The organism is Arthrobacter sp. GW822-FHT05G07 (assembly GCF_058799755.1).
On the sequence record NZ_JBXALT010000001.1, the window covers coordinates 555,822 to 579,765 of the forward strand.

Sequence of the window (23,944 nt, forward strand, 5' to 3'; positions counted from 1 at the left end):
ACGGCGCCGCCTCATGGCGGCGCCGTTCGCTTTTGTCATTAGCGCCTGCGTACCCTGCGCCGTTCGTTGCTGGACAGGCCCTTCGTCAGCGGCCTGGCCAGGTTGTCGCCAAGCACGATGCCCGCGGCCACTCCCAGGACAATGGCACCGGCGTTGAGCATGCCACCTGCACCGAGCAGGATGTCGCCGCCTTCAACGGTGAGGGCATACATGGAACGGAAGATCGTCAGACCGGGCAACAGAATCAGAGCGGCGGGAACGGCCACTACAAGCTGGGGAGCACCCAGTTTGAGCGCCACCACCCGGCCCAACAAGCCGATAACCACGGCCGCGACGGCGGGCGACAAGCGGTCCCCGAGGCCGGCTTGACCCACCCCCCACAAGACGAAGAAGCCCACAATGCCGACTGCCGCCGTCGGGAGTAACAGCCGCATTTGCGTCTGCTCGGTGACGCCGATGGCGACCACCGCAATAGCAATAAGGACTGCTTGAATCCACAAGGGATACGCGTCGGGGAATGTTTGGGTAACGTCCAGAACGGCGCTTCCCATGAGCGTTCCGACCACGACGGCCACGCCGATACCCGCCACGATGGCACCGAAAGTGAGCAGCGTGGAGAGGAATCGGCCGGCTGCGGTCACCGGGAAGCCGTTGATTGCATCCTGCACCGAGGATACGAGCCGGCCTGTTGGGAGCAGCAGCAGGATTCCACCTGCCACCACAATGGATGGAGCGATTTCCACCCCCGCCCAACGCAGCATCAGCGCGATGAAGGTGACCAGGAACGAGCACGCCATGGTGTTGAAGAAATCAGCAGTCCGCCATCTGGCAAGCTGACGCGAGAGCAAGCTGATGAGGATGTTCGAAGCAAAAGCCACCGCGGACGCACCGATGCCACCACCCAGGACGCCCACGAACACTGCGGCGAAGATACCGAAGGCCATGGTGACCATCCACCTGGGGAAGGGCTTGGCGCTGCGGATGATCTCGTTCAACCTGCGCACGGCTTCGTCGCGGCCCACTCCCCCGGCCACGATGTCCGTGACCAGCTGGTGCACCTGCGCCAGGCCGGCGTAGTTATTGGTCCAGGAGCGCACCACGCGGAGCAGCGTGATGGGCGTCTGATCCTTCGGCGCGTAGTTGATGGCCACCGACTGATTGGTGATGTCCACTTCAACGTTCTTCAAGCCAAGAGCTGCCGTGACCGCAATCATGCTGGTCTCCACCTCAAGGGCACCTGCACCGTAACGGAACATGACCTCAGCAAGATGAAGGGCGAAGTCGATGGTCTTCCGCGCCGACGCATCAACACCCACCACTTGGATGGTGGGGTTGGCGTAAGGACTTCCGGCCAAGCGGTCCACGATGTTCATGGGTGCGGTAGGCGGGCTGTCGCCTTGAACCAAACGCATCAGCATGCGCTTGGCGTTGACGTTCTGCCGGACCTGGGACGGCCGCAACGGCTGGGTTTTGGGCAGCCCGTCGGTATGGGGCCTGTTGGCGGACCCGTCGGGGCGTTCAGTCACGCGGTGATCCTCCCTTGGCTTGTGTGATTAGCGATTCCTCCGGAATTTTCCTACTACCGGCAATTTCTCAAGTGGCAATCGTCCCAGAACTGTCTGGGCGGCCCCTGCGAGCTTCCTGACCGCGCGGTAGCCATGGAAGATGAGCGGGTTCACCGGCGCTACGAAGTCGCCCACCAACTGGACTACCTCGCCACCGAAGCCCTTCTTGAATTCGTACCCGCCGTGGCCGGTCTCATCTTGGCCCTGGATTCCGAACGTGCCGTAGAAGTTGTAGCGGGAGTACCCATTGTTCAGGGCGTGCAGCATCATTCCCCAGTAGAGGGAGGTCGCGCCGTTGAAGTAGATGTAGTCCTGCACCGTACCGCCGATGACGCACACCAGTTCGTCGCCGGAGCACGCAAAGTGGATGGCCGCCACCGTAGCCACGCCCACGGAATCGGGGAAGCGTTCAATGTCCTTGAGGCTGCGCTCGTAGCTGTCCACGAGGTCCTGGACCACTTTGACGCGGTTGGCCTTCTTCTTGCTGCCGGTCTCCTCGACCTCGCGCTTGAGCTCTGCCAGGGTCTTGGATTCGGCATCCAAGCGCTCCGTAATGGAGGCCCGGTATTCGGGAATGTTGATCTTGGCCATCATGAGCTTGGTGAACTCATCAGAGGTGTTCCGGAGGAGTTGCTCGTAGTACTCGCGTTCGCGGTACGTGAAGCCCTTCTCATCGCCAGCGGTGCTCAGCGCGTTGTAGAACTCGTCCAGTGTCTCCAGCGTGGCCTGTTCCAGGTAGACGCCGTTCTTTTCGGCTTTCCGGATGGCCTTGCGGGTGCGGTAGTTCATCCCCATGATCAGTTCTTCGGAGTCAGCGATCCCGTTGAGCTGCTTGATGAACATCCAGTTGATGTTGGCGAAGTTCATGTCGAAGCCCTGGTGCTTGAAGCCCAAGCCTTCGAGCTCCTTCAGCAACGGACGGTTGTCCTCAACTTCGGGGTGCTCAGCGCCTTCTTCGTCCCGCGCGATGTACCGGATGTTGGGAGAGATGCGCAGCTCGGCGGCCTTCTTCGAGGCCGCATGCTTTTTCAACTGCTCGACGACGAAGCTCACCACGGTGGGGTCGCTGTAGTCCATCAGGGGTCCCTTGGCGCAGTCGGCGGTTTTGTACCCCACACGGTTGGACGTGTACACGAGCTTTCCGGCCGCGATCAGGCTTCCGCCGCGCGTCACACCGAAGAGTTCAACCTCCTGGCCACGGGCACGCTGGAAGCGCGTGAGGTCCATGGACTGGATAAAGCTGCCTTGAGGGTGTCCCTTGGCGAACGTCTCGAAATCAGCGTCACTGAGAATCACGAATTCCATGTCGGTTCCAGCCTCAATCGGAGTCAAAGAAATTACCTCACCTAAAAGTAGATTTGCACCCGTTGGCGGCCGGGGCGGGCCTGAAGTTGGCGTGCTGGCTGCGAGTGGCCGTCAGTAGAACTGGCCGCCGGTACGCATGGTTTCGAGTCGACGGAAGATGCGTTCTGCACCCTTGAGCCACAGCTTGTGGCGGACAGGCCCCAGGACAAGGTCATAGCAACCCACGAAGTCCGTGACCGTCTTGGTGAAGCTGGTCTTGAACAATCCCATGCCGTAGAGAGGGTGGGTCTTGTCCTTGATCCTCGCAGCAGGGGGCGTGCCACAGAAGTCGTACTCCACACACCCGAGTTCCTGCATGCGCTGGATCGCCGCCCACTGTGCCAGATGGGAGTCGCCGTACTGCTTGCGGTTCTGGGTGGAGCCGCCGTCCTTGTACGTCGCTTTGGAGCCGTAATTGATGACGAAAGCACCAACACTGGGTGCGCCGTCCTCGTACACGAAGAAGAAATGCCCCTGGCCGCGGCTGCAGAATTCTTCCCAGAACCTGGAGTAGTACTCGTAGCTCCGCAGCGGCATGGCACCTTTAGCGTTTACGGTGTTCTGCATCAGGGCGTAGAGCTTGCGGTAGGTATCCTCGCCCGGCTCGGCCGGCAGGACCTCGCACCCCTCGCGCTCCGCCCTGCGGACCGCGTTGCGGGCACGCGAGGAAATGCTGCGGAGGACTTCATTTGGGGGCGCTGATATGTCCAGCAGCGCTGTGGAGTCGTTGGATTGGATATTTGGAGCTTTCACCAGACCCGCAGCCTTGAGCTGGGTAGTCGCCTCGGCGGACTCCACCACATCCGGCTCGATCTTGATGGTGAAGACGTTCATCTTCTTCTCGCGAGCCAGCGCGGCGACTGCTTTGAGTGCAGGCTGAATATCGCTGACATCTGCGAGGTCCGGCCCCTTGATCAGGTACCAGAGCCGACCCATCACGGGGAACTTCTTCTCCAGGAGCAGGTTGTAGCTGGAGTAATCAGCGGTCTCCACCACAAGACGGCGGACCAGCCAGCCGTTTCCGTCCTTGACTGCCGCGTAGGCGTCCGACTGCAGCATGTTGCCGCCGTTCGGATTCGCTGTGACGTGCTTGTCCCAGTTATCGATTTCCTCGGCGGTGGCAAAGCGGGCGGTAAATTCTCGCAAGGTGGCCGTGTCCAATCTCAGGGTTTTGGTGCAGTGTTCAAAAGCGTAGTGCGCATGCGGACATGCAGCCCCAAGTCTATCGGGGTATGTGGATATCCCCCGATTCTGCTGGTTACAAGGGCTCAGAGCCTGATCTGTTCTGCCTTCTCCAGCCTGATCGCCCGCGGTTCAATGCCGGATTCCCGTTGACCCCTGACAAGGCGGTCAGCATTGATGAGTCTGCCGAGGCTGAGCCCGGTGAGGTCCGCGATCTGACCGATGGGTACTTGGAACGTCCGGAATGGTCCAAGCGGCGGTGGCTCACCTTCAAGGAGCCGTTGGCTGATGGCCTTCTTTAGCTCCACTTTCCCCAGCATCGGCGACTGATCCAGGACAAAGCCGACAGCGGCCAGCTTGGCATCGTTGGTCCATGCCGCGATCTTCCAGAACTTTCGAGGGATCTGAACTCCCCTATACACAGGATCGTCATCCCTGAACACAGGTCCCGTGAAGACGCTCAGTTTTGCTTCGTGGGCGTCTGCATGACCCAGAACGTGATCTTCCAGCCCCACCCACAGCTCCTTGCCCTGATTGAAGTCATCAATCTGTGGTGCCGCGTTGGTATAGCTGAAGGTGTCCTGGTTGGCTTTCTTCGCCGTTGTTGCATCACCCCACACCGGATCCAAGCGGCGGACCAAGTGCCCGCGATCAAAGGCGTTGCCCTTGTACAGATCCTGGCCGGCCTGCTGCTCCCGGGGGATCCTGTCATCGAAATGCCACGAACCCTCGCGGGCCAGGGGTATCAGTTCCTTGCCGTTGATGTTCACACCCACAATCGCTGCGAGCTTCCGGGCAGCCCGGAAGCGAACAGAAAAGTGGGTGTAGTCCAAAAGTGTCGTAGTAGCCGACGGACTGGGCAGTTCAAGCCGTGTCCGCAAAAAGTCCCTGCTGTATCCCCCGGTCATGGATACAGCATTGCATCAGGGGCTGACAGTAATGCGGCGCCGAGCCCTTCGCTGCTCAAGAAGTGCCACCACGATGCCCGCCACTGGGCCGGCGACAGGGACTGCAAACGCCAATAGCGCCAACGCGAACCGAACTCCCGGCGAGAAGGACCCAGTGCGAAGTACCAGGATCAGGGCAGCCACAAACAGAAGCAGTGACACTGCCCCGGCCCCCGCTACCGCGGCCTCCCACGCCGTGGGAACAATGGGATTTAGTTGATCATTCATACGGTCCCCCAGAGACGGTTGTGAAGTCACAGCCTACAGAATCAGCATTCGACGACGTTGACGGCGAGGCCGCCCATCGCTGTTTCCTTGTACTTGGAGGACATGTCCTTGCCCGTTTCACGCATGGTCACGATCACCTCATCCAAAGACACCCGGTGCGTCCCGTCACCCCACAACGCCATCTTCGCGGCGTTGATCGCCTTCGCCGCCGCGATCGCGTTCCGCTCAATACACGGGATCTGCACCAAACCCCCGATCGGATCACACGTCAACCCCAGATTATGTTCCATCGCGATCTCCGCAGCGTTCTCCACCTGACCCGGCGAACCACCCATCACCTCAGCCAACCCCGCAGCAGCCATCGACGACGCCGAGCCCACCTCACCCTGGCACCCCACCTCAGCCCCCGAAATGGACGCCTGCTCCTTATACAACACACCCACCGCACCCGCGGCGAGCAGGAACTTCACCACCACATCGTCCTTATCGGCCTGGCTGGCCTTGTCCATGCCCGGCGCGTAATTCAACGCGTAATACAACACCGCAGGAATGATCCCCGCAGCACCATTGGTCGGCGCCGTCACCACCCGGCCACCCGAAGCGTTCTCCTCGTTCACCGCCAACGCGATCAGGTTCACCCACTCCTGCCAATACTTCGGATCATTCCGGTCCTTGTCCTCCTTCAGCAGCCGCTCCAACCAGTCAGGAGACCGACGCCGGACCTTCAACCCCCCGGGCAGCACACCCTCACGCTTCAACGACGTTTCAACACACGCCTCCATCACGGACCAGATATGCAAAAGACCCTCCCGGATCTCCTCCTCACTCCGGGACGCACGCTCATTGATGAACATGATGTCGCTGATCCCCAACCCCTTGGACGAACACCGGCCCATCAACTCCGCCGCCGTCCTGAACGGCAACGGCAACTCCGCTTTCGTCTCCTCCAACTCGGCCCGGGCAGCGTCCTCCTCACCCTCACGGACAATGAACCCGCCACCCACCGAAAAGAACGTCGCCTCCCGCAGCACATTGCCCTGGGCATCAGACACCTGGAACTTCATCCCATTGGTATGCCGCGGCAACACCGTCAACGGATGCAACACCATATCCTCCACCGCATACGGCAGCTCCACACCGTCCCCGGACGCACCACCCAGATTCAGCACACCCGTCTCCGCGATCGTCGCCAGCCGCTCCTCCACCTCGTCAGGCAGGATCAACTCGGGGTGAAAGCCCTCCAAGCCCAGCAGCGTGGCCGTCATAGTGCCGTGCCCACGACCCGTCGCAGCCAAAGAACCATACAGATCAACCCGCAGCGACGCCACAGAACCCAGGACACCGGCGTCCTTGAGTTCGCCAGCGAACACCGCCCCAGCCCGCATCGGCCCCACAGTATGAGAACTCGACGGGCCAATACCCACAGAGAACAGATCAAAAACACCAACAGCCATGGCTGGGATCCCTTAACAAAGCTTGAAAACGGTCCGGCAGATGGTCCTGCCGGAGGGTCGCCCCCACTTGTGGCGGCAGACGACCGAAGCACGACGCCGGATGGCCCCCAAAGGCGGCAACCCGGCGTCGCAATTTTATTCAGTTCTACAATCCCACGCTACGCCACAGTGGGCCGGTGGTGGTGGCCCGTCGGGGACGACGTCCTCCGCGGGCTCGGTCGTCCAATACGGGGCTAAGCTGCCGAACATGCCGGGCGCACGGCACATCCCGCAGCCAACCCCCGAATCGGACTGGCGATGGGAAGTTAGGAGAGGTCTCCGCCGTTCTTGGAGGCGTACTCCTCGGCTGAGAGCAGGGGGCCGTCGGACTCAGCGGCGACCTTGAACAACCAACCGGCGCCGTAAGGATCGTTGTTGATCAGGGCGGGGTCGGATACAACGGCGTCGTTGATCTCGGTGACCTCACCGGTGACCGGCGAGTACAGGTCCGATACCGACTTGGTGGATTCAACCTCGCCACAGGTCTCGCCTGCAGTAACAGTCGAACCGACCTCGGGAAGGTCAACGTACACAATGTCACCCAGTGCGTCGGTGGCGACCTCGGAGATACCAACGGACACTGAGTTCCCGTCCCCGCGAGAAACCCACTCGTGCTCGTCGGAGTACTGAAGTTCGGGCGCTACTTTGGGCATTCTGATTCCTTACTATGGTTGGTCAAAAACTATGGCTGGGATGGTGGGGCACCGAATTCCTCGGCGGGCGCACATGCGACCGAGCATGCAGAGGAGGTCGGACCCGCCGGCCGAAGGCGACTGACTCAGCGAACCCGCTTGTAGAACGGCAGTGCGACGACTTCGAACGGCTCACTCTTACCGCGCAGGTCGATGTCCAGTGCGGTACCAAGCTCTGAGTGTTCGACGTCGACATACGCCAACGCTACCGGGTAGCCGAGCGTGGGGCTGGGCTGACCGGAGGTGACTTCGCCAACCACGGCGCCGTCTTTGAGGACCGGGTAGTGGCCGCGACCGGCCCTGCGGCCCAGGCCTTTGAGGCCAACGAGCTTGCGTCCGCTGGTGGAGCCGGCACCGTCAGCTTTGAGGGCAGCGAGTGCGTCCTTGCCGACGAAGTCACCTTCCTTGGACAGTGCCACTACGGGTCCGAGTCCTGCCGCGAAGGGGTTGCCTTCACGGGAGAGTTCGTTGCCGTAGAGGGGCATCCCGGCTTCGAGACGCAGGGAGTCGCGTGAAGCCAGGCCGGCGGGGGTCAGTTCGCCTTCTTCAGCGGCGCCGGCGATGGCCTGCCAGAGGGCTGCAGCGGAGTCGTTGGCTACGAAGATCTCGAAGCCGTCTTCCCCGGTGTAACCGGTGCGGGCGAGCAGCAAGTCTTGCGTGCCGCCGTCGAACGTGAACGGTACTTCGACCGCCGCGTAGTACTTGAGTTCGGTGACCAGCGCATGCTGCTCGACGGGCACCAAGCGGAGGAGGATCGCTTCGGCGAGGGGACCCTGCACCGCGATCAGCGAGGTTTCAGCGGATGCGTCCTGGACCTCGACGTCGAACCCGGCCGCCCGCTCCAGTAACGCCGTGGCCACAACCTTCGCGTTGCCCGCGTTCGGGACCACCAGGAACTTCTCGGAGCCGCGGCGGTAGGTGATGAGGTCATCGATGATGCCGCCGTCTTCCTGGCAGATCAGCGAGTACTTTGCTTTACCGTCGGCCATGGCGGAGATCTTGCCCACCAAGGCGTAGTCGAGGAACGCGGCTGCCTCGGGACCGGTGACCCAGACTTCACCCATGTGGGAGAGGTCGAACAGGCCGGCGGACTTGCGGACTGCGTGGTGCTCGGCCAACTCGGACGAGTACTTGAGCGGCATCTGCCAGCCGCCGAAGTCGGTGAAGGACGCGCCGAGCTTCTTGTGCTCTTCGTAGAGAGCTGTGTAGTTCTCAGTCATTTTGTGGGACCGTCCTAGTTCTCGAAGTCTTCGATCGGCGGGCAGGAGCAGACCAGGTTGCGGTCTCCGGCTGCGCCGTCAATGCGGCCAACGGGCGGGAAGTACTTGTCCTGCTTGAGGTGGTGGACCGGGAAGGCGGCCTGCTCGCGCGGGTACGCACGGTCCCAGTCAGAACTTACGACGGCGGCGGCTGTGTGCGGCGCGCGGCGAAGCGGGGAATCCTGCACGGAGAAGTCACCGGCAGCAACCTGGTCGATTTCCTTGCGGATGGTGATCATGGCTTCGATGAAGCGGTCGATCTCCACGAGGTCTTCCGATTCGGTGGGCTCCACCATGAGCGTGCCCGCCACCGGGAAGGCCAGGGTAGGCGCGTGGAAGCCGAAGTCGATGAGGCGCTTGGCAACGTCCTCAGCGGTGACCCCGGTCTTTGCCGTCAGTTCACGCAGGTCCAGGATGCACTCGTGGGCCACGAGTCCGCCTTCGCCGGTGTACAGGACCGGGAAGTGGTCGTTGAGGCGGGATGCGATGTAGTTCGCGGCAAGCAGCGCGGACTTGGTTGCCTCGGTGAGTCCCTGGCCGCCCATGAGCTTCACGTAAGCCCAGGAGATTGGAAGGACACCGGCGGAACCGAAACGGGAAGCCGAAATCGGGACGTCGTTGCCTTCGGTCCAGGAGGCTGCATCGCCGGGCATGAACGGTGCGAGGTGTGCCTTTGCAGCTACGGGGCCAACGCCGGGTCCGCCGCCGCCGTGGGGGATGCAGAAGGTCTTGTGCAGGTTCAGGTGGGACACGTCGCCGCCGAACTTGCCCGGCTGGGCCAAGCCAACCAGTGCGTTGAGGTTGGCGCCGTCGATGTACACCTGGCCGCCGGCCTCGTGGATGGCGTCGCAGACTTCCCGGACGTCGGCGTCGTACACACCGTGCGTGGACGGGTAGGTGATCATGATGGCCGAGAGGGCGTCCCGGTTAGCTTCGATCTTGTTCTTGAGGTCAACGTGATCGATGGTGCCATCGGGTGCCGTGGCAACCACAACCACCTTCATGCCGGCCAGGACTGCCGACGCTGCGTTGGTGCCGTGGGCTGAGGCGGGGATGAGGCAGACGTTGCGCTGTTCGTCGCCACGGGACAGGTGATAGCCGCGGATGGCCAGCAGTCCGGCGAGCTCACCTTGGGAACCGGCGTTCGGCTGGATGGAGACTTGGTCGTAGCCGGTGATTTCGGTCAGCTGTGCTTCGAGGTCGGTGATGAGTTCACGCCAGCCCTCAGTCTGGGAATCCGGAGCGAACGGGTGGATGGAGGCGAACTCCGGCCAGGAGATGGCTTCCATCTCGGCTGTGGCGTTCAGCTTCATGGTGCACGATCCCAGCGGGATCATGGTGCGATCCAGCGCGAGGTCGCGGTCCGAGAGCTTGCGGATGTAGCGCAGGAGCTGGGTTTCGGAGCGGTGCGTGTTGAACACGGGGTGCTGCATGAAGTCGCTCGTACGCTCAACGGAACCTTCAAGCGCAAAGCCTTCAGCGGCTTCAGTGACCGAAGCGCCGAAGACATCAAGGAGACCGCCGACAATTTCAGATGTAGTGGTCTCATCGACGGAAATTCCCAGAGTGTCAGCGTCGATGCCGCGCAGGTTGATGCCCTTGGCCTCCGCTGCGGCGATGATCTCGGCAGCCTTACCGGGGACGCGGACGGTGATGGTGTCGAAGAAGGAACCGTGAAGGACCTCGACGCCGGCAGCCTTCAGGGACGCTGCAAGGGTACGGGCGTGACCGTGAGCGGTTTCGGCGATCGCCTTCAAGCCCTCGGGGCCGTGGTAGACGGCATACATTGAGGCCACGATGGCGAGCAGCGCTTGCGCGGTACAGATGTTGGACGTGGCCTTCTCGCGGCGGATGTGCTGCTCGCGGGTCTGCAGCGCCAAGCGGTAGGCGGGGACACCGGCGTCGTCCTTGGAAACGCCCACCAGACGGCCGGGCATGGAACGCTCCAGGCCCTTTTGGACGGCCATGTACGCGGCGTGCGGGCCGCCGAAGAAGAGCGGAACACCCAGGCGCTGTGCGGAACCAACGGCGATGTCGGCGCCCTGCTCACCTGGAGGGGTGATGAGGGTCAGTGAGAGGAGGTCGGCAGCGACGGTCACCAGCGCGCCGCGTTCCTTGGCGTCAGCGATCACGGCGGAGTGGTCGAACACGCGGCCGGACACGCCGGGCTGCTGGAGGACGACGCCGTTGATGGCACCTTCCGGGAGGCCAAGGGAAAGGTCAGCGACCTCAACCTCGAAGCCGAGCGCTTCGGCGCGGCCCTTGACGATGGCGATGGTCTGCGGGAGGCAGTCTGCGTCGAGGACGGTCTTGCCATCCTGAACGGCCTTGTTCTTGTTGGCGCGGCGCATCATGAGGACGGCCTCGGCCACAGCCGTTGCTTCGTCCAGGAGCGAGGCGTTGGCGATCGGCAGGCCCACCAGGTCCTGGACCATGGTCTGGAAATTGAGCAGCGCTTCGAGGCGGCCCTGCGAGATTTCCGGCTGGTAGGGGGTGTAGGCGGTGTACCAGGCTGGGGACTCGAGGATGTTGCGGCGGATCACCGGCGGCGTCACGGTGTCGTAGTAGCCCTGGCCGATCATCTGAACGGCGGTCTTGTTCTTGGAAGCGAGCTTGCGCAGCTCAGCCAGAACTTCAACTTCACTCAGTGCGTTCTGAAGGGTGAGGGCGACATCCTGGCGGATGTCGTTCGGGACGGCGGTGTCGACCAGCGAATCGACGGTGTCGTAGCCGACGGACTTGAGCATGGTCTCAATGTCGGCCTGGCGGCGGGCGCCGATATGCCGATCGACGAAGGTGGTGGAGGCAGAACTAACCGTCACGAAGGAACTCCATTACTTGGGCAGCGTTTGGGTACGCCACAGCGGCTGGGTTCCTCCCCGCTCTGTATTGGACCTGAGAGTTTCCGCGCGTTGCGTGAACAACCATCGCTTGCACCGTCGGTGAGCACAGCACTTTCACCCTGAGGTGGGTTCCGTGCCTGCTGCTTTCCAGAGTTGCCTCGCCGCGGCGGTGCGTGGGCCTGAGAGATTCCTGGGGAGGGTTTGCTCCTACGGCGCCTGCATCACTTGCTTGCAGGACTCTCCCGCCGCAGATCAAAGGCATGTTCAGTTGTGTGTGGGCACCGCGTTGGGCACGCCACAAGGGTTAATTGTCCTACGTCCGGGGCGCTGCAGCAAATGGATGAATCGCTACTTCCGTAGCCGCTCGAGGACTCCCAGCAGGATTTCGACGTCGGCCTCCCGCCCGGCGTTTCCGCCCTCCTGCCCGCCTTCAAAAATCGCATTGAAATAGAGGCCGTCGCCCATGTAACTCACAGCTTTGGCAACCTCGGGTCCAACATCCTCCGCCAGCACGTCCAGCCACCGTTGCTGGATAGCAGCAAACCTGCGGCGGGTTTCCTCGTGAGCCACCTCAGCCAGCCTGGTAGCGGCGACGAAGGCCCGATCCATGGGCGTATCTGCCCAGAGCGAGGACCTGATGAAGTAGGCAGCCGAACCATCCGGTGCTGCCTTCATCAGTTCGGTATCTTCATCGGCGAGCAGGTCCAGGCGCTCCAAAAGGGCCGTGGTCAGCGCTTCCTTATTGGGAAAGTGGTACAGCAGCCCACCTTTGGACACCCCTGCGCGCTTGGCAACCGCATCGAGAGTGGCAGCCCGCTCCCCTACCTCAATAAGGAGGGCTTCGTAGGCATCCAGGACGGCATCCCGGGCAACTGGTTTTCGTGGCATAGGTACATCATTCCCTAAAGGCTTGGGGGGTTCCATTTGAAACTGTACCGTCTGGACGGTACAGTAAGTGACATGTACTCGCCGTCCTCAACCCAAGCACCCCGTTCCGCTCGTCCCGTTAAGGGCCAGGCAGCACCGTGGCGCGATTGGACGGCTCTGGCGCTCCTGATGTTCCCGGTGCTGCTGGTGGCCGTCGACAACACCGCGCTCACCTTTGCCCTGCCCGAGATTGCCCGATCCCTGGAGGTTGGCGGCGTCCAACTTCTCTGGATCGTGGACGCCTATCCCCTGGTACTGGCTGCGCTGCTGGTTTCCATGGGTAACCTGGGCGACAGGATCGGACGACGCCGGTTGCTGCTGATCGGCAGCACAGGCTTCGCTGCAGTGTCGGCCGCTACGGCATTCGCCCCGACCGCGGAATGGCTAATTGCCGGACGCGCCGGCCTTGGCGTCTTCGGCGCCATGCTGATGCCCTCCACGCTCTCCCTGATCCGGAACATCTTTACCGACCCGAACCGTCGCCGGCTCGCGATCGCTGTCTGGGCTGCCGGCTTCTCCGGCGGTGCCGCCCTCGGTCCGATCTTCGGCGGTTGGCTGGTTGAACACTTCTGGTGGGGTGCCGTCTTCCTTGTGGCAGCTTTCCTGCTCCTCCCGCTCCTGGCTTTCGGCCGGGTCCTGATTCCGGAGTCCAGGGACTCCAACCCGGGACGCGTGGACGTGCCGAGCATCGTCCTGTCCGTTGTCACCATGGCTCCATTTGTTTACGGCATCAAGGAATTCGCGGTGCATGGCTTCGGAGCCTCTGCAGCAGCCTTCATGGGCTTCGGCGTGGTGATGGGCATCCTGTTCGTTCGCCGCCAGCAGCGGATCGAGAGCCCCATGCTCGATGTCGCCTTGTTCAAGAACAAGGTGTTCAGCACAGCCATCGTGGCCAATGTGCTGTCCCTCTTCTCCATGACCGGATTCATCTACTTCTTCGCCCAGCACCTGCAGCTGGTTGAAGGTCAGTCCCCCATGGAGGCAGGCATCGCGATGATCCCCGCCCTCCTGGCTACGGTCATCGCCGGCCTGCTGGTGGTACCGCTGGTCAAGCGCGTGCGGCCAGGGTCTGTTGTGGCTGCCGGGCTGACGCTGAGCGCCGTGGGTTATCTGATCGTCGTAGTGGGCGATCACGGCAGCGGGCCCGTGTTCCTGTTGTCGGCCCTGACCGTCCTGGCTGTTGGTGTGGGTGCCGCGGAGACCATCTCCAATGACCTCATCCTGGCTTCAGTGCCGGCAGACAAGTCCGGAGCGGCCTCGGCCATCTCCGAGACCGGCTACGAGCTGGGATCGCTCCTGGGAACCGCTGTACTCGGCTCCATCCTCACGGCGTCCTACCAGCACAACCTGATCATTCCGGACGGCATCTCGGAGCAGGCTGCCGGGAATTCCACGGAAACGCTGGCCGGCGCTGTTGATGCGGCGGCCGCACTTCCGGCCCCGTTGTCAGAGGCATTGACACATGCCGCCCGGACAGCTTTCGAGTCCGGTGTTCACATCACTGCGGCGATTGGGCTGGTACTGATGGCTGGTGCGGCAGTGCTCGCCGCCGTCGTGCTCCGGCGTGTGCCGAAGGCGCAGTAAAGGCACAGCGCCGACTGAAGCTAGACAGCTTCGGTCGGCGCTGCTTTTTGTCTACGCCGGCTGTCAGTCCGCACTGCTGTTCTTCGGCTCCAAGAAGTTCCGGGCTGCGGCCACCCCGGCTTCGAGGTCCCCGATACCCGGACCACAAATAGCCCCGAGTACTTCCACAGTGATGTTGGCCCCTTCACTGATGGCTGCCATCAGGTCCGCGGGTGCGGGAATGTGACGCGTGCCTGACCTTCGGCTGGCGTCACCGATCCAGTCAACAATCTCCTCGGCAAGGGCCTCGTCGGATTTCATCGGGAAGCCGACTGAAAGGAAGCCGTCCGCGTGGTCGTATTCGGCGCGGGCCCAGGATCCTCCTTCAAACCCAAAGACGAAACCGATCGGAACGCCCTCCCGCGGAAGGCCAGCGTTCCACCAGTCCGGGGTTTTGGCCAGCAAGTTCATTTCGACGTCCGAGTCCCCGCCGGTGCCGCTGAGCACGTTTTCGCTGGCCTCGTGGTCGTGGCCGTAGAGCAATGCCCTTTGGTCATCGAGGACGTCCATGGCCACCCAGTTGCCTCCGCCGTCGTCATGATACATATGGTTCTGGGAGCCGTTGCAGGAGTCACCGTACCCAAGGGCCGTCTTAACGGCCGACACTACTGCCCACCGACGGGCCAACGATTTCGGGGTAGGGATTTCCATGCCGATCAACCCATCGCGAACTCCCCAGCAGAATCGGTCAGAGGCGGCGTAAATACTGACAAGCTTCTTCCCTGCTGTCTCTACTCGGGCACCTACCGGCAACGTCAAGGCTCGAGCCAAATTTCCCCTGCGCCTGATAACGTCGTGCACGGGCAACACTTCCTGATCTGCAGCTGCCCCTGGTCCCACTACCCAGCCCGAATCATTTGGCTCTGTGGGTTCCTCCCGCCTTAGGGTGACTCGCGGCATGTCCAATGCCGACGGGGACACACGTAACGTCTGCCCCAACTTCACAGGCGACCAGGCCGTCTCACTCACGGACTTGCTCCACGTCGACTGAACTGCCAACAACGTAGCGGCGTAGCTCAGATCCCAGGTAGAAGACTCAAGACCCGGGCCGGAAAGGTCCACAGCGCTGACACGGAAACTCTTTCGGGCGGTCTGGTGCAGATTGAAGTACCAGGAGCCGTGTGAATACCGGAGACCATCGACCAGATCCTTTGGATCAGCCATGGAAACCGCTCCTAGAATGACCTCCACGGCAGAACCGCAGTCCTCCCGGGCCAGACCTTCCACCGTGATCGCACCAACCTGCACCCTGAATGTGGAGAGACCCGACGGCGGCTCCGGAATCGGCGTCAAAGGTGCTGCCCTTTTCCTGAAGATCACGTCAACCTGTCCTTTCCTCACTTCGTGTTCTTAGTCGGTAGTTAAGTAGCGGGGAAAGACGGATCGTGATGCAAAGACGCACATCGACTGAAGCTAGACAGCTTCGGTCGGCGCTGCTTTTTTGTCTACGCCGGCCGTCAGTCCATCAATTCTGTCGAGGGCGTCGCTGAGTCGGGTGACTGTATTCCATAGTTCTGGATGCTGTTTCCTAATTTCCTCCAGTGCGGTGCCCGCGGAGGTCAGGGATGCGAGGTCGAAGCTCACGTTGGTTCGTGCTCCGGCTATGGCTGCGCGGAGGGCTCCGAACCCGACCACGACATCCGCAATAAGCGCAGGATTGCCGTTGGAAGCGAGCCAGCCGAGATCTTCAATGGCGTCGATGGCCCGCTCCCCCAGAACCGCTGATGCCTTGGCAGCATGGACGGACGCTTGATGTATTGCTTCGTCGCGTTCCGGACCGGGGTCGAGACGGAAGGCAGCGCCGAAGGCGTTGGAGGCGGACGCGTCGTCGTCGGCTAGTTGAAGGGCAATTCGTCGGAGTTCGTGCGCCCGGGAGTGGATGCCGTTCAGCTGTTCGCGCTGGGCCTCCTCAGCCTCGGTATATCCGGCCACCATGGACGTCAACGAGGCCGCGATGGAGAGCATGACCCCGGTCCCTGCACCCCCGCCCGGCGATCCGGTGGACTCCGCCAAGGCTTTGGTCCACTCATCAACTGTGGATATCTGCGTCGTGACTGATTCAGAATCGTTCATGCCATCCAGTGTGCCGGGGCTTCCCCGCCTTTGCAGCTTCGGGCTGGATACACTGGCCAGACCTAGGCGTCGAATGAAAAGGGCAGACTCATGACCATTGACCTCAAAGAGCTTTACAAGGACCTGCACTCCCATCCTGAGTTGTCCTTCCAAGAGACCCGAACTGCCGGGATCGCCGCGGGTTACCTCGAAGAACTTGGCTTCACCGTTCATCGCAACATCGGAAAGACCGGGGTTGTTGGCGTTCTGGACAATGGGCCCGGACCGGCGGTGATGCTCAGGGCAGACATGGACGGCTTGCCCGTAAAGGAAGCAACGGGCCTGGAGTACGCAAGCACGGCGATGGGTGTTGATCACGAAGGCAAGGACATGCCGGTCATGCACGCTTGCGGCCATGACGTGCACGTGACCTGCCTTGTTGGCGCGGTGGAGGTTCTGGCCGCGCAACGTGATGAGTGGCAAGGCACACTGATCGCCGTGTTCCAGCCGGCCGAGGAATGGGGCGGCGGGGCGGAAACCATGGTGGCCGATGGCTTGTACGACACTGTGCCGAAACCGGACGTCGTCCTGGGCCAACATGTGGCCCCCTTCCCCGCCGGATGGTTCGGTGTCCGTCCCGGCGTCACCATGGCGTCCGCCGATTCGCTCAACATCACCTTGCATGGTCGGGGCGGGCACGGATCACGCCCCGAGACCACTGTTGATCCGGTGCTGATGGCGGCTGCAACCACTGTCCGGCTCCAGGGAATTGTGTCGCGTGAGCTCGCCGCCAGTGACTCCGCGGTGGTGACAGTTGGGCAGATTCACTCCGGGACCAAGAACAACATCATTCCGGAAACGGCAACGTTGGGCCTCAGCGTCCGGTCATTCAGCGATGCCACCAGGGATAAGATCCTCGGTTCAATTGAGCGCATTGCCCAGGGCGAAGCCACAGCATCAGGTGCTCCCAAGGAACCGGAGATTCATTTCGAAGAGCACTTCCCGCTGACCGTCAACGATGCAGCTGCCACTGCGAGGGTGTCGGCAGCTTTCACGGCAAAATTTGGCGAAACGCAGATCATCGACCCCGGTCCCGTGTCCGGCAGCGAAGACGTTGGAGCCTTGGCGAAAGCTGCCGGCGCTCCCCTGGTTTTCTGGTTCCTGGGAGGGGCCGAGCCTTCCTTGTTCAAGGAGTGGGCAACAACGGGTCGCCTTCCCGAGGACATTCCGTCGAATCACTCGCCCTACTTTGCGCCCATAATCCAGCCGACGCTGGCACGCGGAACTGAAGCTCTGGTGACGGCTGCGCGGGAATTCTTGGCCGCTGAGTCGTAGGGCCCAGCCTTCTGCAGCAAGGCCGCAAAAGGTAAGGCGCTGCGAGCGCAGCGCCTTACCTTTGCTTAATTCTTAAATCAGTCCAGCTTCTTCGATCGGGTTAGGGGATCCCTAGACTTTCTCGTGGATGCGGTGGATCCTCGGTTCGGAAACCTCGGATTCCCTGCGACGGCGGGCCAGGAAGGTAAATAGCGTTCCTTCCGTCCGTGGACGGCTCTGTGCAGGTTCCTGGTCCTTGGGTGCCTCAGACGTGCGTGCTTCAGGCTTGCGCACGGAGTCCTTCTTCGTGCGCCGCTCGAAGTCGTCATAGTACGCGTAGCACATGACCAACCTCCTTAGTGGCTGTCCCTTAATCGTCCTCCCGTCAAAGCGACAAGTCGACTGTTTTCGCCAGCCTTCAGCTGTATCGGCGCTGAGTTGTACTGGCGCGCGCCCAACGAGCTCATCGAACGAATACTCTCCGGCATGACCGGCACTCCTGCGTATGTCCGCAACGCGAAGATGGAGGTCGAGTCCACCCGCTGGGCACGCCATAACGTCCATTTCCACAGGACCGCCAGGAAGACGTTGCGAAACGCGTTGGCGGGAGAAATCGAACTCACCGGGTTCCTGGCCAGCTGGACGGCAGCCCATGCGTCGCCTCACGGCGCTGAGCTGCGGTCCGGCGAGCCCCTAACGTGACACGGTTGAAGACCGCGCTGCTTCCACGGCAAGCCTCGTCTCCTCGGCGATGAGGTCGGCATTGATAGCTGCCCCGGCCATGACACCTGCGGCTGCGGAGGCCATGACCTGTCCCATGAGGTCGGTGACGTTTCCGGCAGCGTAGACACCCGGCACTGACGTTGCACCGCCCATGGGATTGACTTCAACGTGGCTTCCAACCCCCATGGGGTGCTCCACCGAGGGAACGCCCAGGGATTCCAGCACGCCGCTCCGTGCCTCCATGCGGGAGCCAGTGACGACGGCTTCCACAGGAATCACAGTGCCGGAGGCCAGCACAACACCGGTCAGGACGTCATGAGTGACTTCCAATGCTTGGACACGCCCGTCCACGACGGTGATGGAACGGGCAGCCAACTGCTGCCACTGTTCGTCCGTCGGTTCCACCACGTCATTCAGGAACAACGTGATGTCGGAGCTCCATTGGCGGAACAGCATCGCCTGATGCAACGCCATTGGTCCCGAGCCTATGATGCCGATCTGCTTTCTCCGCACTTCCCAGCCGTGGCAATAGGGGCAGTGCAGGACGTCTTTGCCCCACCGTTCACCAAGACCTTGAACGTCCGGCAGCAGGTCCACCAGTCCGGTGGTGACCAGCAAGCGCCGCGCTCTCGCCGTTTGGCCGTCGGCCAGGTCCACCTCAAAGGCGAGCACGGAACCCTCCGTGAGGCCCGTCGTCGAACGCGCCGTAACGGCGACGCCCTCCACAATGGCTGCCCCATACTGGTTCGCCTCCGCGCGTCCGAGTGCCAGCAGTTCCTTGGGATTGATCCCGTCCCGCGACAGGAAGCCATGCACGCCTGCGGCAGGAGCATTCCGCGGCTCCCCGGCATCGATGACCAGGACGGATCTCAAGGCCCGTCCCAGCGTGACCGCAGCACTTAACCCAGCTGCGCCACCACCGACAACAACGACGTCGTATTCCGCGCCCATCCGGTTGTTCACTGATTCTTGACTCACTGTACCTCCACGCATATCTGGCGGCGTTGCGCCGCTCATTCCATGGTTGGGCAGAGTCCAGCAGATCAGCAAGGAAGTTTGCCAATATGGCAAGCTGGATACATGACAACCGACTTCAGCACAATGCTTGACGCCGTGGGGCCAAGGCTCCGTGCCATGCGAACCCAACGCAACGTGACCCTTGCAGAGGCCTCGGAAGCGACAGGGATTTCCGTCAGCACGCTCTCAAGGCTGGAATCAGGTCAGCGCAAACCAACGCTCGAACTACTCCTCCCCATAGCCCGGCTGCACCAAGTCCCCCTCGAAGAGTTGATCGATGCCCCGGAAACCGGCGACCCGCGAATCCACCTCAAGCCACACATCCACGAATGGGGAACTGCCGTTCCCCTGACGCGCCGCCCCGGCGGAATCCAGGCCTTCAAAATGGTCCTCAAGGGCGGCTCAGGCAGGCAGACTCCAACGCCGCAATCACACGAGGGCTACGACTGGGTGTATGTCCTCAACGGCAAGCTGCGGCTGGTCCTGGGCGAGAACGACTTTGTCCTGAAACCGGGCGAGGTGGCGGAGTTTGATACCCGGACGCCCCACTGGTTCGCGAGTGCCACGTCAGACCCGGTGGAGCTTCTAACCCTCTTCGGGCAGCAGGGCGAACGCCTCCACGTGCGGGCACGGCCCAAGCGCTGACGCTACGAAGCCAACCATTCACGCGCGTTCCGACGCGAGCTGCCTGACTCAACACCAGGGTCAGGCAGGTTGATCTCGGCCCACACTTCATCGAGGGAAAGTCCGAGGACATCGGCAATTGCAGCAACAGTTGGGAAAGCGGGCGTCGCCACCCGGCCGGACTCGATCTTACGAAGCGTTTCGGGTGAGACCCGGGCGTCGAGGGCGGTCTCCAGCATGGAGCGGTCACCCCGGGCACGACGCAACAGAGCACCGAGACGCTGTCCGCGCTCGGCCTCTGCGGGTGTAAGTGGCAACCTGACCATGGCTCCAATTGTAATACCGGGATAATATGGCCGGGATAGTTATTGGTTGTTACTAGAAAGGCCCCGAATGATTGAGATCCTGAGCCGCGCAGAACTCGGCCGTGCCAAGGAAGCTGGCGCCCTGGTCGCCAACATTCTGCACACCCTGAAGGGCCGCGTAACTGTGGGCACAAACCTTCTGGACATAGACCGGTGGGCAAAGAGCATGATCCTCGAAGCCGGCGGTGTCTCCTGTTACGTCGACTACGCCCCTTCCTTCGGACGCGGGCCATTCGGCCACTACATCTGCACCGGCGTCAACGACGCCGTCCTGCACGGATTGCCCAGGGACTACACCTTGGCCGACGGCGATCTGCTGACCCTGGACCTGGCTGTCTTGAAAGACGGAATCGCAGCAGACTCGGCCATCAGCTTCATCGTGGGCGAGTCTAAGCCGGCGGAGAGTGTCGCGATGATCGATACGACCGAACGAGCATTGCGCGCAGGCATAGAGGCCGCCCGGCCCGGCGCCCGCATCGGCGACCTCTCCTACGCCATCGGCTCGGTCCTCAGCGATGCCGGCTACCCCGTCAACACCGAGTTCGGAGGCCACGGTATCGGCTCCACCATGCATCAGGATCCGCACGTCCCGAACATGGGACGCCCCGGCCGCGGTTACAAGCTGCGCCCGGGACTGCTGCTCGCCCTGGAGCCCTGGGTCATGGCCGATACCGCCCAGCTTGTCACCGACGCCGACGGCTGGACGCTCCGTAGCGTCACAGGTTGCCGGACGGCCCACAGTGAGCACACCATTGCCATCACCAATGACGGCGCCGAAATTCTGACCCTGCCCACGCTGGCTGGCTAGACGCGGACCAAGGTTAAACCTCCGCCATGCGCCGTTGATGCTGGTCCCCGGGCCGAAACTCCGCATCTTCCGGAGGGTAAGGCTCCGGCAGCTGAACCGACGAGTTAGCCACATCCGCAGCAAACTCACTCGACGTAGCTACAGACGGCGTGGGTGGTGACGGCTTGGCCCGGACATACCCCGGCGGCGCCGGTGCGGTGGAACTGTACGTGTGCCCTGTGGGTGTGCTGATTTCCACTGTGTGAATACCCTGCCCATCCGTTTTCACGGTTTTGCTGTTCCAGCCGGGTTTTTCTTTGGTGTGGTTGCAGGCTTCGCAGAGCCCGGCACCGTTCTCCACAGTGGTGGCCCCGCCGGTATGCCAGGGGATGATGTGGTCGATATGCCGGATGGGCGCGTCGCAGTACGGGGTGCGGCAGGTGTCGTCCCGGGTTTCAATGAACCGTCTGAGCCGTGGCGGGAAGAACCGGGCTTTGGAGTCCATGGCCAGCAGCTCACCGGTGCCCGGGGCGGTGTAGAGCCGGCGGAGTAGTACCTTGAAGTCGAAGCGATCCGACGATTCCTCCCGCCGCTCCTGATCTTCGATCCGATCATGCCCCTCAGCCAGCATCTTCCTGGCCCATTCCGCAGGGACGATTCCGTAGCCCGCGAGCCGGGCCGGCTCGCTGTCGCCCTGAAGAAGAGCTCGGTCGGTCATGACCAGTTGAAGATCGACGCCACTGACCCCGCCACGCTTTCCGGTGATGCGTTCGACCAAGGTGTCGGCCATGACCTGGCCCCGGTTCCGGGCATCGCCGCCCGACCCCGCGTCTCCACGGGCACGGGCCGAATCAGCAGCCCTGGTGAGTGCAGCATAGGCGGCCACACCTTGGGCGACGGGCAGCAGGGCGGTCAGGTAGGTCATGGCATCCGGGGCAGGACGCAGGCTCACGGTCCGCTCGGCGACTGCACGGCTGGCACGCCTGGCAACCGAACGGGGATCCCGCCGATACGCAGCGGCTTTCGCTGCGGCGATGACCGCCCGGTCGCCTTTCCCCTCGAACGTCCCGGTATCGGCTGCAAGTTCTTCATCCACCGCGCACCGGTCTTCCACAGACAAACACGCAGTCTCCTTCACCAGCAGGGAGGCACGCCACTCATTGAGCTGGCCCGACTCCAACGCGGTCAAGGTCCGCGGCATCTCCGTCACCAAAGCCTTCGCAAAGCCGAGGAACAGGGACCCGCGGTTCGGGGACTCACGCCTGGCCAACGCTATCTGGGTCCCAACACCCTGGCCGCGTTCGGACGCGGGAACGCCAGCCTCTGCCTGTTCCTGTCTCTGCATAAGGTCAAAGGCCACAGCGATCCGGGCCTGGAGGCCGGTGATGGCGGACTTCAGATTCTCCAACCCGCGGATCTGATCGATCAGCTCTCCACTCTCCGTGCCCAGCCGGACCGCGCTCAGGAGCGTGATGAGATCCGAAACCCGGGGCGTCGTATCACGCGACCGAGGCCCCGGAACGGGGGCAGGCACGACCCCCGCGCCCGCTTGGCTGCCCCGAATCTGCTCCATGACTCAACCCTTCCAGCCATCACGGAGCACTATCAGACCCCAACCTTTCTATGTGGAAAACCGGGCCCCAGAGGAGCGTCTGCGAGCGCCAGGTCGCTTCGCAAAGAGCCGAGACGTCGCCCCTCATTAGCCCTGCCCGACCCACCCATCGCGCTCCCCCATAACGGTCACAAATACGGGGCACCTGTTTCACCCCTTGCATCAGGAGGTGACTCCCGCCATACTAAATGAACGCAATTCATTTAGTGATCGTCGTCTCACGGAGTACAAGCCCCATGATTGAAACCAGTTGGCTCGCACCGAGCCCGGAACCCAACCACCCGGACCTCGACGCCCAGTCACTCCAGGCAGTCACCGCGTGAGCGCCTGGCGCATGCCGTCCGAGACGGCCCCGCAGGACCGCGTGTGGATGGCATTCCCCACCGGCGGCTACACCTTGGGTGACACCGAAGAGGAGGCGCACGCAGCACGTTCCACATGGGCCGCCGTCGCTAACGCCATCCTTGATTTTGAGCCGGTCACCATGGTGGTAGCGCCCGACGACGTCGAGACCGCCGCGCGCTATCTGGATCCGCGCGTTGAGGTCATTACAGCTGACCTCAACGATGCCTGGATGCGGGACATCGGACCATCGTTCGTTCTGGATTCCAATAAGCAACTGGGCGCCGTGGACTGGATCTTCAACGGCTGTGGCGGTCAGGACTGGGCTGCATGGGACAAGGACTCGCTCATTGCCGAGTACGTCAGCGGCCGCGCCAACGCCCGGCACCTCCCCTCGGGAATCGTCAACGAGGGCGGAGGCATACACGTTGATGGCGAAGGTACCGTCCTGGTCACCGAGACCGTGCAGCTCGATCAGGGTCGCAATCCAGGCCTGACCAAGGCTGACATCGAGCAGGAACTTGCCCGCACCATCGGCGCCACCCACGTGGTGTGGCTTCCTCGCGGCCTCACTCGCGACTCCGAAAAGTTCGGCACCCGCGGACACGTGGACATCGTGGCCGCGATTCCCAGCCCGGGCACTCTGCTGGTCCACTCCCAGCAAAACCCCGAGCACCCCGACTACACGGTCTCCCGCGAGGTCATCGACTTCCTGCGCACCACCCATGACGCAGCTGGCCGGGACTGGAACATCATCGAAGTTCCCGCCCCGGAAACTCTTACCGACGATGAGGGGTTTGTGGACTACAGCTACATCAACCACCTTGTGGTCAACGGCGGGGTTATCGCCTGCACTTTCAACGACCCCATGGACGAGAAAGCACTCCGCATTCTCGCCGACGCCTACCCCGGACGCCGCGTGATCGGTGTTGACGCACGCGAACTTTTCGCACGGGGCGGCGGTATCCACTGCATCACGCAGCAGCAGCCTTCGGCCATCTAGAA

The 23,944-nt window shown here is 62.4% G+C and carries 23 protein-coding genes and 1 riboswitch; of the genes, 7 read left to right on the forward strand and 16 right to left on the reverse strand.

The features are described from left to right. Window positions 1-38: 38 nt before the first annotated feature. The 10 genes from AC1RJY_RS02455 to AC1RJY_RS02500 form a co-directional block, all read right to left on the reverse strand. Entirely contained in the window at window positions 39-1,526 is a 1,488-nt protein-coding gene (locus tag AC1RJY_RS02455; RefSeq protein WP_011773732.1) for a threonine/serine exporter family protein, read from the reverse strand. 27 nt (window positions 1,527-1,553) lie between these two features. Continuing rightward, window positions 1,554-2,870 (reverse strand): peptidoglycan bridge formation glycyltransferase FemA/FemB family protein, encoded by a 1,317-nt coding sequence (locus tag AC1RJY_RS02460; protein WP_210064492.1) that lies wholly within the window; start codon window positions 2,868-2,870, stop codon window positions 1,554-1,556. Window positions 2,871-2,981: 111 nt separating this feature from the next. Next, window positions 2,982-4,070: a lipid II:glycine glycyltransferase FemX gene (locus AC1RJY_RS02465; protein WP_498601180.1), complete on the reverse strand. Its 1,089-nt coding sequence runs from the start codon at window positions 4,068-4,070 to the stop codon at window positions 2,982-2,984. A gap of 107 nt (window positions 4,071-4,177) precedes the next feature. Then, on the reverse strand, window positions 4,178-4,999 hold the full coding sequence (locus AC1RJY_RS02470) for a DNA/RNA non-specific endonuclease (RefSeq protein WP_498601182.1): 822 nt from the start codon (window positions 4,997-4,999) through the stop codon (window positions 4,178-4,180). A gap of 15 nt (window positions 5,000-5,014) precedes the next feature. Then, window positions 5,015-5,266, reverse strand: coding sequence for a hypothetical protein (locus tag AC1RJY_RS02475; RefSeq protein WP_011773728.1), 252 nt, complete (start codon window positions 5,264-5,266; stop codon window positions 5,015-5,017). Window positions 5,267-5,307: 41 nt separating this feature from the next. Next, window positions 5,308-6,720, reverse strand: a complete 1,413-nt coding sequence (locus tag AC1RJY_RS02480; protein ID WP_498601183.1) for an L-serine ammonia-lyase — start codon at window positions 6,718-6,720, stop codon at window positions 5,308-5,310. A gap of 305 nt (window positions 6,721-7,025) precedes the next feature. Further along, on the reverse strand, window positions 7,026-7,412 hold the full coding sequence (gcvH, locus tag AC1RJY_RS02485) for a glycine cleavage system protein GcvH (protein WP_011773726.1): 387 nt from the start codon (window positions 7,410-7,412) through the stop codon (window positions 7,026-7,028). Window positions 7,413-7,537: 125 nt separating this feature from the next. Beyond that, complete coding sequence (gene gcvT / locus AC1RJY_RS02490; RefSeq protein WP_011773725.1) at window positions 7,538-8,671, reverse strand: glycine cleavage system aminomethyltransferase GcvT; 1,134 nt, start codon at window positions 8,669-8,671, stop codon at window positions 7,538-7,540. 14 nt (window positions 8,672-8,685) lie between these two features. Further along, window positions 8,686-11,532 (reverse strand): aminomethyl-transferring glycine dehydrogenase, encoded by a 2,847-nt coding sequence (gene gcvP / locus AC1RJY_RS02495; RefSeq protein WP_498601184.1) that lies wholly within the window; start codon window positions 11,530-11,532, stop codon window positions 8,686-8,688. A gap of 178 nt (window positions 11,533-11,710) precedes the next feature. Next, window positions 11,711-11,808: riboswitch (glycine riboswitch) on the reverse strand. A gap of 93 nt (window positions 11,809-11,901) precedes the next feature. After that, the gene (locus tag AC1RJY_RS02500; RefSeq protein WP_014920900.1) at window positions 11,902-12,441 is read right to left on the reverse strand and encodes a TetR/AcrR family transcriptional regulator; all 540 of its coding nucleotides are present in this window, start codon (window positions 12,439-12,441) and stop codon (window positions 11,902-11,904) included. Between the two features lie 72 nt (window positions 12,442-12,513). Between AC1RJY_RS02500 and AC1RJY_RS02505 the strand changes: the two genes are divergently transcribed. Next, window positions 12,514-14,064 carry an MFS transporter gene (locus AC1RJY_RS02505; RefSeq protein ID WP_011773722.1) on the forward strand — a complete coding sequence of 517 codons (1,551 nt, stop codon included), beginning with the start codon at window positions 12,514-12,516 and terminating at the stop codon, window positions 14,062-14,064. A 63-nt stretch (window positions 14,065-14,127) separates the two neighbouring features. Here the strand turns inward: AC1RJY_RS02505 and AC1RJY_RS02510 are convergent, their stop codons facing one another. Both AC1RJY_RS02510 and AC1RJY_RS02515 read right to left on the reverse strand, forming a co-directional pair. Further along, window positions 14,128-15,267, reverse strand: a complete 1,140-nt coding sequence (locus AC1RJY_RS02510; protein ID WP_498601186.1) for a hypothetical protein — start codon at window positions 15,265-15,267, stop codon at window positions 14,128-14,130. Window positions 15,268-15,516: 249 nt separating this feature from the next. Further along, on the reverse strand, window positions 15,517-16,176 hold the full coding sequence (locus AC1RJY_RS02515; protein WP_011773719.1) for a cyclodeaminase/cyclohydrolase family protein: 660 nt from the start codon (window positions 16,174-16,176) through the stop codon (window positions 15,517-15,519). Window positions 16,177-16,266: 90 nt separating this feature from the next. Here AC1RJY_RS02515 and AC1RJY_RS02520 point away from each other — a divergent pair, with 90 nt between their 5' ends. Beyond that, window positions 16,267-17,490, forward strand: coding sequence for an amidohydrolase (locus tag AC1RJY_RS02520; RefSeq protein WP_498601188.1), 1,224 nt, complete (start codon window positions 16,267-16,269; stop codon window positions 17,488-17,490). Window positions 17,491-17,601: 111 nt separating this feature from the next. Here AC1RJY_RS02520 and AC1RJY_RS02525 read toward each other — a convergent pair whose 3' ends face one another. Beyond that, window positions 17,602-17,814: a hypothetical protein gene (locus AC1RJY_RS02525; RefSeq protein ID WP_043805831.1), complete on the reverse strand. Its 213-nt coding sequence runs from the start codon at window positions 17,812-17,814 to the stop codon at window positions 17,602-17,604. A gap of 141 nt (window positions 17,815-17,955) precedes the next feature. Between AC1RJY_RS02525 and AC1RJY_RS02530 the strand changes: the two genes are divergently transcribed. Beyond that, window positions 17,956-18,171, forward strand: a complete 216-nt coding sequence (locus tag AC1RJY_RS02530; protein ID WP_043469830.1) for a hypothetical protein — start codon at window positions 17,956-17,958, stop codon at window positions 18,169-18,171. Here the strand turns inward: AC1RJY_RS02530 and AC1RJY_RS02535 are convergent. After that, complete coding sequence (locus AC1RJY_RS02535) at window positions 18,163-19,185, reverse strand: NAD(P)/FAD-dependent oxidoreductase (protein ID WP_498601189.1); 1,023 nt, start codon at window positions 19,183-19,185, stop codon at window positions 18,163-18,165. The genes AC1RJY_RS02530 and AC1RJY_RS02535 overlap by 9 nt on opposite strands. Before the next feature lie 87 nt (window positions 19,186-19,272). On the opposite strand from AC1RJY_RS02535, the gene AC1RJY_RS02540 reads away from it, so the two are divergent. Next, window positions 19,273-19,854: a helix-turn-helix domain-containing protein gene (locus tag AC1RJY_RS02540; RefSeq protein ID WP_043469824.1), complete on the forward strand. Its 582-nt coding sequence runs from the start codon at window positions 19,273-19,275 to the stop codon at window positions 19,852-19,854. A 2-nt stretch (window positions 19,855-19,856) separates the two neighbouring features. Here the strand turns inward: AC1RJY_RS02540 and AC1RJY_RS02545 are convergent, their stop codons facing one another. Beyond that, window positions 19,857-20,159: a helix-turn-helix domain-containing protein gene (locus AC1RJY_RS02545; RefSeq protein ID WP_011773714.1), complete on the reverse strand. Its 303-nt coding sequence runs from the start codon at window positions 20,157-20,159 to the stop codon at window positions 19,857-19,859. Window positions 20,160-20,226: 67 nt separating this feature from the next. On the opposite strand from AC1RJY_RS02545, the gene map reads away from it, so the two are divergent. After that, entirely contained in the window at window positions 20,227-21,006 is a 780-nt protein-coding gene (gene map, locus AC1RJY_RS02550; protein ID WP_498601191.1) for a type I methionyl aminopeptidase, read from the forward strand. Between the two features lie 13 nt (window positions 21,007-21,019). Here map and AC1RJY_RS02555 read toward each other — a convergent pair whose 3' ends face one another. Then, a complete protein-coding gene (locus tag AC1RJY_RS02555) occupies window positions 21,020-22,558 on the reverse strand; it encodes an HNH endonuclease (RefSeq protein WP_498601192.1) in 1,539 nt (512 codons plus the stop codon). 227 nt (window positions 22,559-22,785) lie between these two features. On the opposite strand from AC1RJY_RS02555, the gene AC1RJY_RS02560 reads away from it, so the two are divergent. Together AC1RJY_RS02560 and AC1RJY_RS02565 are read left to right on the forward strand one after the other, a co-directional pair. Beyond that, the gene (locus AC1RJY_RS02560) at window positions 22,786-22,920 is read left to right on the forward strand and encodes a hypothetical protein (protein WP_498601194.1); all 135 of its coding nucleotides are present in this window, start codon (window positions 22,786-22,788) and stop codon (window positions 22,918-22,920) included. Next, on the forward strand, window positions 22,917-23,942 hold the full coding sequence (locus AC1RJY_RS02565) for an agmatine deiminase family protein (protein ID WP_498601195.1): 1,026 nt from the start codon (window positions 22,917-22,919) through the stop codon (window positions 23,940-23,942). The genes AC1RJY_RS02560 and AC1RJY_RS02565 overlap by 4 nt, the downstream gene beginning before the upstream one ends. Window positions 23,943-23,944: the final 2 nt, after the last annotated feature.

What these genes read in the sequence shown, in the direction of transcription:
- AC1RJY_RS02460 (WP_210064492.1), bottom strand. Translation starts at nt 2,870, where the DNA reads ATGGAATTCGTGATTCTCAGTGACGCTGATTTCGAGACGTTCGCCAAG.
- AC1RJY_RS02470 (WP_498601182.1), bottom strand. Translation starts at nt 4,999, where the DNA reads ATGACCGGGGGATACAGCAGGGACTTTTTGCGGACACGGCTTGAACTG.
- AC1RJY_RS02475 (WP_011773728.1), bottom strand. Translation starts at nt 5,266, where the DNA reads ATGAATGATCAACTAAATCCCATTGTTCCCACGGCGTGGGAGGCCGCG.
- AC1RJY_RS02480 (WP_498601183.1), bottom strand. Translation starts at nt 6,720, where the DNA reads ATGGCTGTTGGTGTTTTTGATCTGTTCTCTGTGGGTATTGGCCCGTCG.
- gcvH (WP_011773726.1), bottom strand. Translation starts at nt 7,412, where the DNA reads ATGCCCAAAGTAGCGCCCGAACTTCAGTACTCCGACGAGCACGAGTGG.
- gcvT (WP_011773725.1), bottom strand. Translation starts at nt 8,671, where the DNA reads ATGACTGAGAACTACACAGCTCTCTACGAAGAGCACAAGAAGCTCGGC.
- AC1RJY_RS02500 (WP_014920900.1), bottom strand. Translation starts at nt 12,441, where the DNA reads ATGCCACGAAAACCAGTTGCCCGGGATGCCGTCCTGGATGCCTACGAA.
- AC1RJY_RS02505 (WP_011773722.1), top strand. Translation starts at nt 12,514, where the DNA reads ATGTACTCGCCGTCCTCAACCCAAGCACCCCGTTCCGCTCGTCCCGTT.
- AC1RJY_RS02510 (WP_498601186.1), bottom strand. Translation starts at nt 15,267, where the DNA reads ATGGCTGATCCAAAGGATCTGGTCGATGGTCTCCGGTATTCACACGGC.
- AC1RJY_RS02515 (WP_011773719.1), bottom strand. Translation starts at nt 16,176, where the DNA reads ATGAACGATTCTGAATCAGTCACGACGCAGATATCCACAGTTGATGAG.
- AC1RJY_RS02520 (WP_498601188.1), top strand. Translation starts at nt 16,267, where the DNA reads ATGACCATTGACCTCAAAGAGCTTTACAAGGACCTGCACTCCCATCCT.
- AC1RJY_RS02525 (WP_043805831.1), bottom strand. Translation starts at nt 17,814, where the DNA reads ATGTGCTACGCGTACTATGACGACTTCGAGCGGCGCACGAAGAAGGAC.
- AC1RJY_RS02530 (WP_043469830.1), top strand. Translation starts at nt 17,956, where the DNA reads ATGACCGGCACTCCTGCGTATGTCCGCAACGCGAAGATGGAGGTCGAG.
- AC1RJY_RS02535 (WP_498601189.1), bottom strand. Translation starts at nt 19,185, where the DNA reads ATGCGTGGAGGTACAGTGAGTCAAGAATCAGTGAACAACCGGATGGGC.
- AC1RJY_RS02540 (WP_043469824.1), top strand. Translation starts at nt 19,273, where the DNA reads ATGACAACCGACTTCAGCACAATGCTTGACGCCGTGGGGCCAAGGCTC.
- AC1RJY_RS02545 (WP_011773714.1), bottom strand. Translation starts at nt 20,159, where the DNA reads ATGGTCAGGTTGCCACTTACACCCGCAGAGGCCGAGCGCGGACAGCGT.
- map (WP_498601191.1), top strand. Translation starts at nt 20,227, where the DNA reads ATGATTGAGATCCTGAGCCGCGCAGAACTCGGCCGTGCCAAGGAAGCT.
- AC1RJY_RS02555 (WP_498601192.1), bottom strand. Translation starts at nt 22,558, where the DNA reads ATGGAGCAGATTCGGGGCAGCCAAGCGGGCGCGGGGGTCGTGCCTGCC.
- AC1RJY_RS02560 (WP_498601194.1), top strand. Translation starts at nt 22,786, where the DNA reads ATGAACGCAATTCATTTAGTGATCGTCGTCTCACGGAGTACAAGCCCC.